At 70.5% G+C, this 15409-nt stretch carries 13 protein-coding genes and 2 pseudogenes; 3 read left to right on the forward strand and 12 right to left on the reverse strand.

Annotated elements, in window-relative coordinates:
* Positions 1 to 18: 18 nt before the first annotated feature.
* Entirely contained in the window at positions 19 to 1509 is a 1491-nt protein-coding gene (locus H8R17_RS29510) for a glycoside hydrolase family 43 protein (protein WP_187826274.1), read from the forward strand.
* A 194-nt stretch (positions 1510 to 1703) separates the two neighbouring features.
* On the opposite strand, the gene H8R17_RS29515 is transcribed toward H8R17_RS29510, so the two are convergent.
* A complete protein-coding gene (locus H8R17_RS29515; protein ID WP_316959560.1) occupies positions 1704 to 2528 on the reverse strand; it encodes an SDR family oxidoreductase in 825 nt (274 codons plus the stop codon).
* Between the two features lie 139 nt (positions 2529 to 2667).
* Here H8R17_RS29515 and H8R17_RS29520 point away from each other — a divergent pair, with 139 nt between their 5' ends.
* Positions 2668 to 3555, forward strand: coding sequence for a helix-turn-helix domain-containing protein (locus H8R17_RS29520; RefSeq protein WP_187826275.1), 888 nt, complete (start codon positions 2668 to 2670; stop codon positions 3553 to 3555).
* Positions 3556 to 3567: 12 nt separating this feature from the next.
* On the opposite strand, the gene H8R17_RS29525 is transcribed toward H8R17_RS29520, so the two are convergent.
* The 7 genes and pseudogenes from H8R17_RS29525 to H8R17_RS29555 form a co-directional block, all read right to left on the reverse strand.
* Entirely contained in the window at positions 3568 to 4032 is a 465-nt protein-coding gene (locus tag H8R17_RS29525; RefSeq protein ID WP_187826276.1) for a molybdenum cofactor biosynthesis protein MoaE, read from the reverse strand.
* Between the two features lie 34 nt (positions 4033 to 4066).
* Positions 4067 to 5056, reverse strand: a complete 990-nt coding sequence (gene moaA / locus H8R17_RS29530; protein WP_187826277.1) for a GTP 3',8-cyclase MoaA — start codon at positions 5054 to 5056, stop codon at positions 4067 to 4069.
* A 74-nt stretch (positions 5057 to 5130) separates the two neighbouring features.
* A complete protein-coding gene (locus tag H8R17_RS29535) occupies positions 5131 to 6285 on the reverse strand; it encodes an XdhC family protein (protein WP_187826278.1) in 1155 nt (384 codons plus the stop codon).
* A gap of 138 nt (positions 6286 to 6423) precedes the next feature.
* The gene (locus H8R17_RS29540) at positions 6424 to 8637 is read right to left on the reverse strand and encodes a xanthine dehydrogenase family protein molybdopterin-binding subunit (RefSeq protein WP_187826279.1); all 2214 of its coding nucleotides are present in this window, start codon (positions 8635 to 8637) and stop codon (positions 6424 to 6426) included.
* Positions 8634 to 9614, reverse strand: a complete 981-nt coding sequence (locus tag H8R17_RS29545) for a xanthine dehydrogenase family protein subunit M (protein ID WP_187826280.1) — start codon at positions 9612 to 9614, stop codon at positions 8634 to 8636. Before H8R17_RS29545 ends, H8R17_RS29540 begins: the two co-directional genes overlap by 4 nt.
* Positions 9615 to 9626: 12 nt before the next feature.
* Complete coding sequence (locus H8R17_RS29550) at positions 9627 to 10286, reverse strand: (2Fe-2S)-binding protein (protein ID WP_187826281.1); 660 nt, start codon at positions 10284 to 10286, stop codon at positions 9627 to 9629.
* Between the two features lie 76 nt (positions 10287 to 10362).
* Positions 10363 to 10642, reverse strand: a pseudogene (locus H8R17_RS29555) (flavodoxin); the annotation flags it as partial.
* A 201-nt stretch (positions 10643 to 10843) separates the two neighbouring features.
* On the opposite strand from H8R17_RS29555, the gene H8R17_RS29560 reads away from it, so the two are divergent.
* On the forward strand, positions 10844 to 11551 hold the full coding sequence (locus H8R17_RS29560; protein WP_262505599.1) for a hypothetical protein: 708 nt from the start codon (positions 10844 to 10846) through the stop codon (positions 11549 to 11551).
* A 117-nt stretch (positions 11552 to 11668) separates the two neighbouring features.
* Here H8R17_RS29560 and H8R17_RS29565 read toward each other — a convergent pair whose 3' ends face one another.
* From H8R17_RS29565 to H8R17_RS29580, 4 genes and pseudogenes are all read right to left on the reverse strand, one after another.
* On the reverse strand, positions 11669 to 12751 hold the full coding sequence (locus H8R17_RS29565) for a rhamnogalacturonan acetylesterase (protein WP_262505603.1): 1083 nt from the start codon (positions 12749 to 12751) through the stop codon (positions 11669 to 11671).
* A gap of 62 nt (positions 12752 to 12813) precedes the next feature.
* Positions 12814 to 14685: a rhamnogalacturonan lyase gene (locus tag H8R17_RS29570; RefSeq protein ID WP_399477442.1), complete on the reverse strand. Its 1872-nt coding sequence runs from the start codon at positions 14683 to 14685 to the stop codon at positions 12814 to 12816.
* 92 nt (positions 14686 to 14777) lie between these two features.
* Positions 14778 to 14990 (reverse strand): hypothetical protein, encoded by a 213-nt coding sequence (locus H8R17_RS29575; protein WP_187826283.1) that lies wholly within the window; start codon positions 14988 to 14990, stop codon positions 14778 to 14780.
* A 25-nt stretch (positions 14991 to 15015) separates the two neighbouring features.
* Positions 15016 to 15409 (reverse strand): annotated as a pseudogene (locus H8R17_RS29580) (mucin-2); the annotation flags it as partial.

Here is a 15409-nt window from a genome sequence, read left to right on the forward strand (position 1 = left end):
AACCAAGGAAGTGTTCGCATGAGTTCGACGCTGCCGGAAAGCGGTGGGAGCGCCGACGCGGCGACCGCCCCGATCTTGTCAGGGATGTACCCCGATCCATCGGTATGCCGGGTCGGGGAGGACTTCTTCCTGGCGAATTCGTCGTTCGAGTACAGCCCCGGCGTCCCGATCTGGCATTCCCGGGACCTGGTTTCGTGGCGTCAGATCGGCAACGCCCTGACGAGGGAAGATCAGTTCCCCGCGGGCCGGTCGCCGTCGAGCCGCGGCGTCTACGCCCCGACGCTGCGCCATCACCAGGGACGGTTCTGGCTGATCACCACGAACATCGACGATGCTCGTGGCGGGCATCAGATCTACCACGCGACCGACCCGGCCGGGCCGTGGTCCGCGCCGGTGTGCCTGACCGAACTCGACGGCATCGACCCGGACCTGGACTGGGACGAGGAGGGAACGTGCCTGGTCACCTACTGCTCGTGGTCGGAGACCGAGATCGGCATCAGGCAGGCCGCGGTCGATCCGGAGCGGGGCGTGGTCCTCGAGCAGCCGCGGTGGATCTGGCACGGCACGGGATTGGCCCATTCCGAGGGGCCGCACCTGTACCGGCGCGGCGACTGGTGGTACCTGGTCATCGCCGAAGGCGGCACCGACCGGGGCCACGTGGTGTCGGTCGCCCGCTCACGCAGTCCCCGAGGGCCGTTCGAGGCCGCCGCGGACAATCCGGTCTTCAGTCACCGCAGCACGGCGCATCCCGTCCAGAACATCGGTCATGCCGATCTGGTCGAGCGCCCCGACGGGACGTGGGCAGCGGTGTATCTCGGCACACGGCCGCGGGGCCGCAGCCCGCGCTTCCACGTCAACGGGCGTGAGACGTTCCTCGCCGACGTCTCCTGGGCCGAGGACTGGCCACAGTTCGAGCCGGCGAGCCTACGCGTCCCCCCCTGGCAGCGGGACTTCGAGGACGACTTCTCCGCGCCCGCCCTCCATCTCAGGTGGGTCTCGCCGGGGGAGCATCCCGAGCGGTTCGTCCACAGCGTGCCGGAAGGGGTGGTCGTGGGCCACGCACCGAGCGAGACCGGTGAGCCCTCGGGCCTGTTCACCCGCGTCGGCGGCGACCACTGGGAGGCCGACTTCCTCGTCGATCCGGGACAGGGTGCGTTCACCGTCGCACTACGGCTCGATGGTGCTCATTGGTACGGGCTGCGCGTCACCGACGGCGAAGTCAGGGCCGTCGCACGGATCGGACAGATCCAGACGGTTCTCGGCTCCCGCCCGCTGCCCGACTCCCCTGTCACCCTCCGCATCCGATCCACGGAACCGACCTGGAACGGACCGGACGACATCGAACTGGGCATCGGTGACGGACCCGGAACCGATGTCCTCGCCCGCCTGGACGGACGCTATCTCTCCACCGAGGTGGCCGGCGGGTTCACCGGGCGCTTGGTCGGTGTGTGGACCGAGTCGCGGGAGATCCTGGTCCGCCGGGCCCGGTTCGCCGAACAGCGGGCGTGACACCGCGATACAGACGTACTCCGTGGACGTACCCACGGACGTGGAAAGGGCCGGCCGGGGCCAATCTCCCCGAGCGAGACCGCCAGGCCCAGGCACCGCTGAGCGGCGGGCGGGCTACTCCGCCAACGCGCCATCGCCCGGTCGAACCACCTGAAGGGTCGGCCCGCCGCAACAACTGCGGGCCTCCTGTGGGGCTATGCGGCCTCGCCCTGGGCCTGGGTGGCGACGTCGGCCCATTCCTCCCAGGTCTTCAGTCGCTCGGCGTAGACCTGCGGGACGAGGTGGAGCGGGGAGGTGCCGAAGAAGACCCGCAGGGGCGGGTTGTCGGCGTCCACGATGCTCAGCAGGGCCGCGCCGGTGGCGGTCGGGTCACCGCGCTCGATGTTCCTCCAGTTGGCGGCGAGGGCCGCGCGCAGGTCGTCGTAGGCGGGCAGTTGCCCGGCGAAGGTGGCGGAGGAGCCGGCCCAGTCGGTGGCGAAGCCGCCGGGCTCGACGAGGGTGACCTTGATCCCGAATTCGGCGACCTCCTGGGCGAGAGCCTCGCTCATCGCCTCCAGGGCCCACTTGGAGGCGTTGTAGACACCGAGGTTGGGGAAGGCGGTGACACCGCCGACGCTGGAGATCTGCACGAGGTGGCCGCCGCCCTGGGCCCGCAGGAGGGGCAGGGCGGCCTGGGTGACCCACAGGGCGCCGAAGAAGTTGGTCTCCATCTGCTCGCGGACCTGCTGCTCCGTCAGTTCCTCGACGGTGCCGAACAGGCCGTAGCCGGCGTTGTTGACGACGACGTCCAGACGGCCGAAGTGGTCGTGCGCCTGCTGGACGGCCTCGGTGGCGGCGGCCTTGTCGGTGACGTCCAACGTCAGCGGAAGGATCGCCTCGCCGTGGGCGGCCACCAGGTCCGCGAGGGAGTCGGTGTTGCGGGCGGTAGCCGCGACCTTGTCGCCACGCTCCAGGGCCGCCTGGACGAACTGGCGGCCGAAGCCGCGTGACGAGCCGGTGATGAACCAGATCTTGCTCACGAGAACACTCCCCTTCGAAACGAAGTCTTACGAGGAGACTCTACATCGTGCTGAGACGCAGTATCAATATGAGCCGTAGAGTCGATGCTGTACGCTGCTCCGCATCTGCGGGGAACGTTTGGATGACCGGAGGACAGAGATGTCTTCACATGTGGCGGACGGTGACCAAGTGACGTCCGGACTCGACCGGCGTACCGAGCTGAGGGAGTTCCTGCGGTCTCGCAGGGCCCGGCTCAGGCCCGAGGACGTGGGCCTGCCCTCGTACGGGCGGCGTCGGGTTCCCGGGTTGCGGCGCGAGGAGCTGGCGCAACTGGCGGGGGTTTCGTACGCGTACTACGCGCGCCTGGAGCAGGGATACGGCGACACCATGTCGGCCGAGGTGCTGGACGCCGTCGCCCGCGCCCTGCGCCTGAGCGAGGAGGAGCGTGACCATCTGATCCGGCTGGCCCAGCCCGAGCGTCAGAGCACGGCGCAGGCCGCGGCCGCGCCGCGGCAACTGGGGCCCAGCGTCCAGCACCTGCTCCACGGGCTCGGCGTGCCCGCCTTCGTCGTCAGCCGGCGCCTGGACATCCTGGGGTGGAACCGGCTCGCCGCCGCCGTCTTCGGGGACTGGGCCCTGCTGCCGCCCGAGGAGCGCAACGTGGCCCGGCTGGCCTTCCTCTCGCCCGAGACGCGCGACCGGTTCGCCGAACCGGACCGTACGGCGCTGAGAATCGCTGGCGTTCTGCGCCTGAACGCCGGTAAAAGCCCCCGCGATTCATACCTCTCTTCCCTGATCCAGGAGTTGTCGCAGAAGAGCGAGGAGTTCCGGCGGTTGTGGGCACGGCACGAGGTGAGCTGCGGGACCATCGGCGAGTCCGTGCGGATGCGGCACCCACTGGTGGGAGAGTTCGACCTCGTCCACGTACCCATGGCGCTGCCCGGGGGCGCCCCCATGCGGCTGATGACCTACCACGCCGAGCCGGGCTCCCGCTCTGAGGAAGCCCTGCGGATGCTGGCCAGTTGGGAGATGGAGCCGCTGCGCTGAGACATGACTGCGCTATGCGCCGACCCATTCATCGGTTCCGTCCGAGAACTTCTGGTGCTTCCAGATGGGCACCTCGAGCTTGAGGTCGTCGATCAGTTTCCGGCAGGCTTCGAAGGCCTCTCCCCTGTGCGGACATGCCACAGCGACCACGACCGCCGGATCTCCCACCTCGAGTTCACCGACCCGGTGCACCGCGGCGAGGGCACGTACCGGGTAGTTCGCCACGACCTTCTCCGCGATCCGCCGCATCTCGGCCTCGGCCGTCGGGTGGCACGAGTACCCCAGTCCGTCCACGTCCGCGCCTGAGTCATGATTCCGCACCGTGCCGACGAACAGCGCGATCCCGCCCGCCGCCTCGTCGCCGACAGCCTGGAAGATCTCGGCCAGGCAGAGCGGTGTCTGTCGTATCGCGATCAGCCTGATCGGCTGGGGGTGCGCCTGCTCGCCGGGGTGCTCGTGGGCTCGGTCGGCTGCCATGCCTCCGTACCTCCCTGGCCTGCCTGTCACTCGGTCAGCCCCCGATCACCGACATGGGCCTGTCCGGCTGGACGAACGTCGGGGCGTCCAGGCCCGCGCCCGTCTTCTTGCCCCACATGGCCAGGCGCCAGATCCGGGCGATCTCGTCATCGGAGGCGCTCGAGCGGAGCGCGGCGCGCAGGTCGGTCTCCTCGCGGGCGAACAGGCAGGTGCGTATCTGGCCGTCGGCGGTGAGGCGGGTGCGGTCGCAGGCCGCGCAGAAGGGGCGGGTGACCGAGGCGATCACGCCGACGCGGTGCGGGCCGCCGTTCACGAGCCAGCGTTCGGCCGGGGCGGAGCCGCGCGTCCCGTGGGCCTCGGGCGTCAGCTCGAAGCGGGTGCGCAGCGAGGCGAGTATGTCGCCTGCCGTGACCATGCTCTCCCGCTTCCAGCCGTGCTGGGCGTCCAGGGGCATCTGCTCGATGAAGCGCAGCTCGTAGTCGTGCTCCACGGCCCAGGCGAGGAGCTCGGGGGCCTCGTCCTCGTTGAGCCCGGGCATCAGGACGGAGTTGACCTTCACGGGGCTCAGCCCGGCGGCGCGGGCGGCTGCGATGCCGTCGAGGACCTCCTGATGGCGGTCCCGGCGGGTCAAGGTCCTGAAGACGTCCGGGCGCAGGGTGTCCAGGGAGACGTTGACCCGGTCCAGGCCCGCGGCCTTCAGGGCCGTCGCCGTGCGTCGCAGGCCGATGCCGTTGGTGGTGAGGGACATCTGAGGGCGCGGGTCGAGGGCGGCGACGCGCTCGACGATGCCGACCAGGCCGGGCCGCAGCAGGGGCTCGCCGCCAGTGAAGCGGACCTCTGTGACGCCGAGGACACGGACCGCGATGCCGACGAGGCGGACGATCTCGTCGTCGGTGAGCAGGCCGGGTTTGGCCAGCCACCGCAGGCCCTCCTCCGGCATGCAGTACGTGCAGCGCAGATTGCAGCGGTCGGTCAGTGAGACCCTCAGGTCGGTGGCCACCCGGCCGTGGGTGTCGATGAGCACGTGGGGCCTCTCGTCAGGGCATATCGGATTTCTTGTGGTCCGTCAGCGAGCGCGCGACCACTCGGCGCACGCTGTCATGCGGCCAGGAGTGCGGCTGGTGACGACATCCGGGCCACGGGGACGGACCCGTGGATGGGACCGGGGACGCGGGACAGGGGCAGCCCGGTGCCGTTGTGGGTGTGGGCGATGATCTCGGCGGTGATGGAGATCGCTGTCTCTTCGGGGGTGTGGGCGCCGAGGTCGAGTCCGATCGGTGAGTGCAGGCGCGCGAGGTGCTCCTCGGGCACGCCGGCCTCCCGCAGACGTTCCAGGCGGTGTTCGTGGGTGCGCCGGGAGCCCATCGCGCCGATATAGCCGACCGGGAGGCCGAGGGCCAGGTGGAGCAGGGGGATGTCGAACTTGGCGTCGTGGGTGAGGACGCAGATCGCGGTGTGGGCGTCTACTGCTGTGGCCTCCAGGTAGCGGTGGGGCCAGTCGACGACGACCTCGTCGGCGTGCGGGAAGCGCTGAGCGGTGGCGAACACGGGGCGGGCGTCGCAGACGGTGACCCGGTAGCCGAGGAAGCGGCCGGCCTGGCTGAGAGCGGCGGCGAAGTCGACGGCGCCGAAGATCAGCATGCGGGGCGGCGCTGCCTGGGTGTGGACCAGGAGCGTCAGCTTCTCCGGGCAGGTGTCGGCGTCCCCGCCGACCTCGACGCGGGCGGTCCGGCCCACTCGCAGCAGCGCGCGGACCTGGTTGGCCGCCGCCCGGTCCGCCTGCCGGCTGCCGAGTGTCCCGTCGTAAGCGCTGCCGCCCCCGAGGACGGACAGGGTGCGGCCGAGAAGGTGCTGCGGCCCGTCCACCACCTGTGCCACGGCGACGGGCAGCCCGGCCGGCACCTGTTCCAGGGTGGTGGCGAGATGGGGCTGGTCGGCGGGGTCGACCCGCTGCACCAGGACCTCCAGTTCGCCGCCGCAGGTCAGGCCCGCGGAGAAGGCGTCGTCATCGGAGTAGCCGAACGAGGCCCGTACCGGGGGTTCGTCCGATTCCAGCACTTGTTGGCACAGCTCGTAGACGGCGCCCTCCACGCACCCTCCGGAGATACTGCCGACCGCCTCGCCGTCGGTGTCCACAGCCAGTGCGGTGCCGGGTGGCAGGGGTGCGCTGCCGCTGACCTGGATGACGGTGGCCAGGGCGAAGGGGCGGGCCTCGCGGCACCAGCGGTACAGCGTGTCCGCGATGTTCAGCATGAGTGGCTCTCCTGGGGGAGGTTGGGAAGCCCGCCGCCGTGCCGGCATGGGGATGGGGAGGCACGGCGGCGGGCCGATCAGTGGGACGGCCGTCGGGACCCCGCCGGGATGACGGGAGGGGCCCCTGCCGCCCGGGGTTCAGAGCAGGGCTTCGGCGGTGATGGGCAGGTCGCGGACGCGACGGCCGGTGGCGTTGAAGACCGCGTTCGCGATGGCCGGCGCGACCCCGACCTTCACGATCTCGCCGAGGCCCTTGACGCCGATGGGGTCGGCGTGGCGGTCCTCCCCGTCCAGATAGATCGCCTTGAGATCGGGGATGTCGGCGTTGACGGGGACCAGGTAGTCGGCAAGGTTGGCGTTGAGGATCCGGCCATCGCGGTGGTCCGTGACGGTGTGCTCCAGGAGGGCTTGGCCGATGCCGCCCACCATGGCGCCGAGTGCCTGGCTGTCGGCGAGTTTGGGGCTGATGATCCGTCCGACGTCGTAGACGCCCAGCATCCGCCGCATCCGCACCAGGCCCAGCCGCCGGTCGACGGCCACCTCGGCGAACACCGCGCTGTAGGCGTTCATGGAGTACCGGTCGTCGCCGCTCGGGGTGAAGGTCCCGCGCGTCTCCAGGTGCGTACGGCTGTTACGGGCCAGCAGTTGCCGGTAGGTCTCCCCGCGCGCGGGGTTGCCCTTGACGTGCAGCCGGCCGCCGCGGACCACGATGTCGTCGGCGTCGACGCCGTGCAGCGGTGACCGCTCGTCCTCGACGGCGAGTTTGATCGCCTCCTGTCGCAGCTTGTCGCAGCCGTCCTGGACGGCGGAGCCGACGCCGGCCATGGTCTGCGAGCCGCCGTGCGGCGGGGCCGCCGGGAAGGTGGAGTCGCCGAGTTCGAAGCGGACCGTGCGCATGGTCAGGCCGAGGGCGTCGGCGGCGAGCTGGGTCATGGAGGTGTAGGTGCCGGGGCCCATGTCGCTGGTCGACGCCTGGACCAGGGCCGTGCCGTCGGCGTCCAGCCTGACCCGTGCCTCGGACCGCATGCGCAGGGTGTCGTAGATACCGCTGGCCATGCCCATGCCGATCAGCCAGTCGCCGTCCCGCCGGGAGCGGGGCTTGGGGTTGCGCCGGTGCCAGCCGAACTCGCGGGCTCCGGTCCGCAGGCACTCGCTCAGGCGCCGGGTGGACCAGGGCAGCCCGTTGGAGGGGTCCTCCTGCGGTTCGTTGCGCAGCCGCAGCTCGATCGGGTCGATGCCGGTCTCGTGGGCGAGTTCGTCCATGGCCGACTCGATGGCGAAGGCGGCGCTGGACCAGCCGGGCCCCCGCATGAACGTCGGTGTGTTCACGTCCAGCGGCACGGTCCGAAACGCCTGGCGGACGTGGGGCGTGGCGTAGAGCATCTGCCCCGGGGCCATCACGCCCTCGACGTAGTGCTCGTACGAGGACGTCTCGGCCCGTATCCGGTGGACCGCCGCGGTCACGCGTCCGCCTCGGGTGCTGCCCAGACGCAACCCGTACTCGTAGGCGGGCCGGTAGCCCACCCCGTAGTACAGCTGCTCGCGGGTCAGGACCAGTTTGACCGGGCGGCGGAACTGGCGGGCGGCGAGGGCCGCGATGGTGGTGTGCGGCCAGGTACGCAGCCCGTTGCCGAACGCGCCGCCGACGAACGGCGAGATGACGCGTACGTTCTCCGCTGACATGCCGAACACGGCGGCAAGTTCGTCCCGCGCGCCCACCACCCACTGGGTCTTGTCCCACACGGTGAGTTTCCCGCCGTCCCAGCGGGCGATGGTGGCGTGCAGCTCCAGCGCGTTGTGGTGGTTACGGGTGAGCCGGTAGGTGCCCTCCAGTTTGACCTCCGCCGACGCCAGTGCGTCTTCGGGCTTGCCGCGCGCGTAGTCCTGCGGCGGCAGGGGGTCGTTCTCCCGGACTCCGGATGCCGTCATGTCGGTCGACGGCTTCTCGGCGTCGTAGGAGACCTTCACCAGGTCCGCGGCGTGCTGGGCGGCCTCCAGTGTGCGGGCGACGACCACGGCGACGGGCTGTCCGAAGAAGCGGACCTTGTCGTCCTGGAAGACGTGCAGCCGTTCGCCGGCGAAGGGGTCCAACCAGGCGCCCGGGTTGTCGCGGTAGGCCAGCCTGGGCTTGTCCAGGTGGCTGATGACGCCCAGGACTCCGGGCTGGGCATTGGCAGCGCGGGCGTCGATGCCGGTGATACGGCCACGCCCGACACTGCTGTCGACGACGACGGCGTGCACGACTCCGTCGATGTCGTGGTCGGCGGCGTACTTGGCCTGGCCGGTCACCTTCAGCCGCCCGTCCACCCGGGACAGCGGCGCTCCGACGGCTGCCTGCGGCTGCGTGCTCACTTGCCACCTCCTACGACGCGCAACTGGCGCTCGACGGTCCGTTTGAGCAACTCGACCTTGAAACGGTTGTGTGCGAGGGGCCGGGCCCCGTCCGCCGCCTGCTCGGCGGCCTTGCTCCACAGGGCGTCGGACGGCCGCCGCCCGACCAGCTGCCGCTCGACGGCAGCGAGCTTCCAGGGCACGGTGCCCACGCCTCCGGCAGCCACCTTCGCCTCGTGGATCACCCCGCCGCGGATGTGCAGCGCGACGGCCGCCGAGGTGAGCGCGAACTCGTAGGACTGCCGGTCACGCACCTTCAGATAGCCCGACTTCAGCGGGCGCGGAAAGGGCGGAAGCTCGACAGCGGTGATCAACTCGCCGTGACGCAGGGCCTGTTCGCGGTTCGGTGTGCTGCCCGGCTTGAGCAGGAAGTCGGCGAAGGGCACGGTGCGCTCGCCGTCCGGCCCCATCAGGTGCACGCTCGCCTCCAGGGCGGCGAAGGCCACGGCGACGTCGGAGGGATGGGTGGCCACGCAGTCGTCGGAGGTGCCGAGGATCGCGTGGGTTCGGTTGACGCCGTGCAGGGCCGCGCAACCGGAGCCCGGTTCACGCTTGTTGCAGGCGGCCGTCACATCGCGGAAGTACGTGCACCGGGTGCGCTGCATGATGTTGCCGCCGATGGTCGCCATGTTCCGCAGCTGCGCCGACGCGCTCAGCTCCAGCGCCTGCGAGATGACCGGATACAGGGCGCGCACCCCCCGGTGGGCGGCGGCCTCGGACATCCGTACCAGCGCGCCGATGCGCAGGCCCCCGCGCCGGGTGACCGTGACCTCGCGCAACGGCAGGGCGCTGATGTCGACCAGCGTCTCGGGACGTTCGACAGTCTCGCGCATCAGGTCGACCAGCGTGGTGCCGCCGGCGATGTAACGGCCGCCGTCGCGGCCCGCGGCGAGGGCTTGCCGGGTGTCAGCGGCCCTGGTGTAGGAGAAGGGATGCATGGGGACCGTGCCTCATTTCCCGTGCGCGGCCTGCTCGACCGCCCGCACGATCTTCACGTAGCAGCCGCAGCGGCAGATGTTGCCGCTCATGAACTCCCGGATCTCCTCCGGTGAGCCGGTGTGACCCTCGTTGATGCAGCCGACGCCGGACATGATCTGGCCGGAGGTGCAGTAGCCGCACTGGAAGGCGTCCTGGTCGATGAACGCCTGCTGCAGCGGGTGCAGCCGTTCGCCGCTCGACAGGCCCTCGATGGTGGTGACCTCGGCGCCGTCCATCCGGACCGCCAGTGTCAGGCAGGAGTTGACCCGGTGGCCGTCGACCAGGACGGTGCAGGCGCCGCAGGCACCGGCGTTGCAGCCCTTCTTCGAGCCGGTCAGCCCCAGGTGTTCGCGCAGCAGGTCCAGCAGGGAGGTCCGGTTGTCGACCGTGACGGTGCGGCGCTCGCCGTTGACGGTCAGGGTGACGCGGCTGCTGGGCGGCGCCTGGGCGGCGTCCGCAGGCTCGGCGCCGAACACGGACTGCCCCGCTATGAGACCGCCCGCCACGACCGCACCGCCGACGGCTGTGGTCGCGATGAACGTGCGCCGGGACGGGGCGGACGCAGATCCCTCGGGGGGAGAAACAGTTGACGCGGGGGGAGAAACAGTTGACTCGGGTGGTTTGGTGGACATGACCACTCTCTCGGTCGACGGAGGACGGGCGTGACAGCGCACGTGCCGGCAGCGGCGTGGTGACTCCGCAAGACGGTTATGCGGCGGATTCCGTGTCGGACTCGGGCCGTGTGTAACCGCCCGGGAAGCTGGCGGGCGGCGCGTCCTGGGCGAAGAACGTCTTCGCGTGCGCCAGCGCCTCCGTGCCCTTCAGGATGTCCCCCGGGGCGGTGCCGTTGCCGCGAAGGACGCCACCGACGTTCATCTTCATGAAGGCGGCCCCGTTGTTGATGGTGCTGACCAGCGGTTCGGCGTGCCAGGGCAGGTCACCCGCGGAGGGTGACGCCCCACAGGGTGCGTCCGGCCATGGCCGCCCGGACAGCAACTCGGTGTTCCCGTTGCTGCGGTGGCTGCCGAGGATGAAGAGGAATCGGCGGGGCAATGGGGGGGTTCTCCTTGGGCGAGCGCGTGGACGACTGCTGCGGGTGAGCAGTCCCGCCGGGTGGCGTCATGGTCTGTGTGTCCCGCGGTGCCGGTCGAGCAGACGTCTGTGGACACGGTTCGCGCCGCGGCGGACGATGCGGGCCCCCGGCCCGGGAGGAGTGCGGCGGCCGGGGTTGAACACGATCGGCAGCCGCCTCACCGGGCCTTCGGTGCGGCACTGCATCCACTGTGCGGCACACGGCGCGATACAACGAGCAGACAGTTTTGGGACGACTCCCGTATGTACCACTGCCGTTGGTACGTCTGGCAGTAGTAGGAAGAGCCGTCCGCTGGCCCGTACCGGTACCACCACGCCGGCGATCTTCGGCACCGGCCACCAAGCCGCCTACGAGGTGGGGGCCGTCAGCCGCGTCCGGCCCAACGGCGAGGTCCTGGGCGTGGGACGTAGCGCCGAACGCACCGAGCATATGACCACGGCACTGGCAGCACGAGGCCACACCGCCCGTGGCGCGGGCGCCGAGGAAGCCTGCGCCCGGGCCGATGTGGTCGTCACCGCCACCACCGCCCGGGCCGGCACTCTCCCGCTGTTCGAGGCCGCGTGGGTCCGCCTGGACGGCACCCTCGTCCCGGGCCTGGTCATGACGGCCGCAAGCCGGGAACACGGCACCCTCACCGCCCGTGACGGCGCCCGCCTGCCCGTCGGCACCCGCCTGCGCATCCTGCCCAACCACGCCTGCGCCACCGCCGCCCAGCTCCACGGCTGCCACCTCGTCGACAGCACCCCGACCACGAACACCGCACCGGCGATCCAGGCCTTCCGAAAGCGCGTCACCGGCTGGTGACCAGCCGGTGCAAGGCCGGGACCGCCGCCCGCCACCCGGGACAGGAACGGACGGCGACCACCAGCAGGTACGGCAAGGACGCCATTCCCCGCAGGCGCGGGCGCCGCCGCGGGTCGGTCAGCGCAGGTGCGCGGCCAGGGGCAGGCGCTGCTCCCGGATGCTCTGGAGCACCAGCCCGCCGATCTGGGTCGCGCCGTACTGCGAGAAGTGGGTGTTGTCCTTGACGCCGTCGACGGAGGAGCGCAGGAAGAGCTGCGCGGAGGCGGACGGTCCGAGGGACTCGACCAGCGCCTTGCTCTTGGCGGTCAGATCGATCACCGGCACCTTCTGTGCCGTGCCGACCGAGCGCATCTGGGCGGGCAGGTCGACTCCGACGCCGTTGACGTGCAGCGCCGTTGCCGTGAGCCGGTTGCCGTCGAAGTGCCGGCGGACCGGCGGGGTCACCAGGACCGGGACGCCGCCCTTCGCACGGACCTGCGTGATCATGGAGGTGAGGTTGTTCCGGAAGGCGGACGCGCTGGTCTGCTTGTCGTTGTGGCCGAACTGGATGAACACCGCGTCGTTCGCCCTGACCTTCGGCAGCAGCGCCCGGAAGAGCGCCGAGTTGGACAGGAAGCTGCCCGAACTCTCCCCCGAGTCAGCGTAGTTGGCGACGGCCGCGCCGGGCCCCACAGCCGGCGTGATCATCTGGCCCCATCCGGTGTAGGGGGCGATCAGCTGGTCGCACACGGTCGAGTCACCGGCCAGGTAGGCGACCAGCGGCTGGGTCGCCGGTTTCACGGAGACGGCCGACACCTGCGGGTTGGTCCCCGCGAACCGGATGTCCAGACCGGGGTTTCCGGTGCCGCCCTGACCGGTCGGCTGCCCCTCCGGCTGCCGCACGTTGACCGTGAACGAGTACGTGGCGACGGCACCGGCCGCCGTCCTCGTCGCCGGGAGCATCAGGCGCCGGGCCTCCACCCACATCTCGGTCTGCCCAGCGGAAGCCGCGCCGCCGATGGAGACCGTCACGTCGTAGTTGCCGGGTGAGACCGCGTAGTGACACTTGATCGGCGCGGTGCCGGAACAACCGGCCGGCAGAGCCCGCGCGGCGGCATCGGCATGCGCCGCACCGGTGCCGGCCAGCGTCGCAAGGGTCAGCAGGCCCGCTGCTCCCAGCCGGGCCCCATGCCCTCCGGAGCGCATTAATGGCATGCCCATTACAGTCACCAGTTCCATCCTTGACCGAGTCGATGCGCGGGTTGAGGTCTACGGCCCGTCGCTCAGGCCTTGGTGAAGCCGTTCATGATGACGGTGGGCCGTGGAGCCGTCGGCATCCCGTTGCCGATGAAGAAGCTCGGGTGCGGCGGCTGGTTGTACGCGGTGTTCTGCCAGGCCAGCGCCGTGCGATACTGCGTGTCGTGCAGCAGGGTCGTGATCCTTGTGTTCGTCTGGTGCGGCGTGGAGTAGATCCGCAGGGCTCTGTTGTTCGACGTCGGCCAGATAACCTCTTCACGCCAGTCGCCGAGGATGTCCCCGGAGAGCGACGGGGTGGCCTTGGTCCCGTTGTTGGAGTGGACTCCGGAGCCGGTCAGCAGGCGGGTGTCGCCGGACGTGCCGTACTTGTCGATGCGGGTGCCGTCGAGGAGTTCGCGCACGGTGTCGCCGTCCCACCAGCTGACGAAGTTCATGCTGGACGGCTCCCGGCCCAGGGAGGCGCCGGTGGCCGAGCGCAGGGTGGTGTCGGAGGCGGACCAGGCCTCGGCGCCCGGGCTGCCGGCGTGGACGTCGGCGGCGACGCCGCGGCCGTTGTCCGCGCCGGAGGCCGTACGCCACAGGATCTGTCCGGTGCGCGCGTCGGCCATCCACGAGCCGGGCTTGCTCCGGTCCTCGGACACCTTGAAGTACTCCAGGCCCGCCCGGGAGGGGTTGAGGTCGCCGACGTGGCCCGCGTCGCCGTGGCCCAGCCTCGTGGTCCACAGGCCACTGCCGTTGTCGTCGACAGTCATGGCGCCGTAGACGATCTCGTCCTTGCCGTCGGCGTCGACGTCCGCGACGGACAGGCTGTGGTTGCCCTGGCCGTCGTAGCCCTTGCCGCTGTTGGTGGAGGAGTTGGTGTCGAAGGTCCAACGGTGGGTGAACTGGCCGCCTCGCCAGTCCCAGGCGGCGATCACCGTACGGGTGTAGTAGCCGCGCGCCATGATCAGCGAGGGACGTGCGCCGTCCAGGTAGGCCGTTCCGGCCAGGAAGCGGTCGACGCGGTTGCCGTAGTTGTCGCCCCAGGACGAGACGTTGCCGCGGGCCGGGACGTAGTCGACGCTCTGCATCGCCTTGCCTGTCTGCCCGTTGAACATCGTCAGGTACTCGGGGCCGGACAGCACGTAGCCGCTGGAGTTGCGGTGGTCGGCGGACGCGCTGCCGATCTCGGCGCCGGTGCCGTCCCGGGTGCCGTCGGCGGTCTTCATGGCGACCTCGGCCTTGCCGTCGCCGTCGTAGTCGTACACCTGGAACTGCGTGTAGTGCGCCCCGGAGCGGATGTTGCGGCCCAGGTCGATGCGCCACAGCCGGGTGCCGTCGAGCTTGATGCCGTCGATGATGGTGTTGCCGGTGTAGCCGGACTGGGCGTTGTCCTTGGCGTTGGTGGGATACCACTTCAGCACCAGGTCGGGCCTGCCGTCGCCGTCCAGGTCGCCGACACTCGCGTCGTTGGCCTCGTAGGTGTACGCCGAGTTGCCCGGGGCGGTGCCTCCGGCCGGCGGCGAGATCGGCACGTCCAGGTAACCCGACCGGAACTGCAGCGCGCGCTCGGAAGGGGCCTGCTCGGTGCCGTTCACCACCGGGCGCACCGTGTAGTCGGCGGAGTCCTGGGCGCCGGAGTCGAAGTAGTTCGTGGAGCCGGTGATCGGCGAGGAGTTGAGTTTGGTGGCGCCGCGGTAGACGTTGAACGCCACGTCGTTCGGGTCGGTGGCCAGCCAGCGCCACGACACCAGGTTCCCGCTGCTGGTGTGGACACTGGTCAGTCCCCGGTCGAGGCGCTCCACCTGTCGCGCGGTCGCGGCCTGCGCGGTCTGGGGCAGCACGGTGAGCGCGGAGGCGGCCAGCGCGACGGCGGCGGCGAGAACGCCTGCCGCGCGGCCGCCCGAGGCTCGGCGGATTCTTCGTGGACGCGGCGCCGTGCGGGGGCACGGGTGAGAGTCGGTCACAGTGACCTCCGGTGTGGGGGGATGTGCATGCCTAGGGGACGGGGTCAGTTGTCGGCGATGACTGTGCCGTGGTGGACAGTGCCGGACAGGCCCGGGAGTTCGCGCAGGGGCGAGAAGGTCTTCAGGTCGTCGGTACTGTCGGCGCAGTAGAACTTTGTGGTTCCAGTCGTCGCCGCACCGGCGGTGCCCGGAGACACCATTGCGAGGCCCGCCGCAGACATCACCGCACCCGCCCCGGCCACGTACGGGAACGTCACGCCGGGCGTGTGGAGCGGTTGCTCCTCAGCCCAGGACGGCTTCCCACCTGGTGTTGGGTCCGGCCGCGTCGGCAGGGAGGCGGTCCCGCGCGGCGGTGTCGCCGTACATGCTCCAGCGGGCCCAGTCGACGACGGTGTTCGGGAAGCGCTTGTCGCTCCAGAAGCTGGTGTGGCTGCCGCCGACGAAGGTGAGGAACGCCTTGGGCCAGGCAATCTCCTTGTACGCCTGCCGGGCCGAGTTGTACCCCGTGGTCGAGTCCCGGTCGCCGTGGACGAAAAGGACCTTGGCGGAGACCGAACTGGACGGGTTGCCCATGTCGGTGCAGGACTGCGGGTTGGCGGAGATGATCCGGCGGTCGGGCCAGGAGGTCAGCAGGCCATGGGTGATCATGCCGCCCAGGGAGTGGCCCGAGACGCCG

This window comes from Streptomyces sp. TRM68367, assembly GCF_014495685.1.
In the GTDB taxonomy this organism is placed as follows: Bacteria; Actinomycetota; Actinomycetes; order Streptomycetales; family Streptomycetaceae; genus Streptomyces.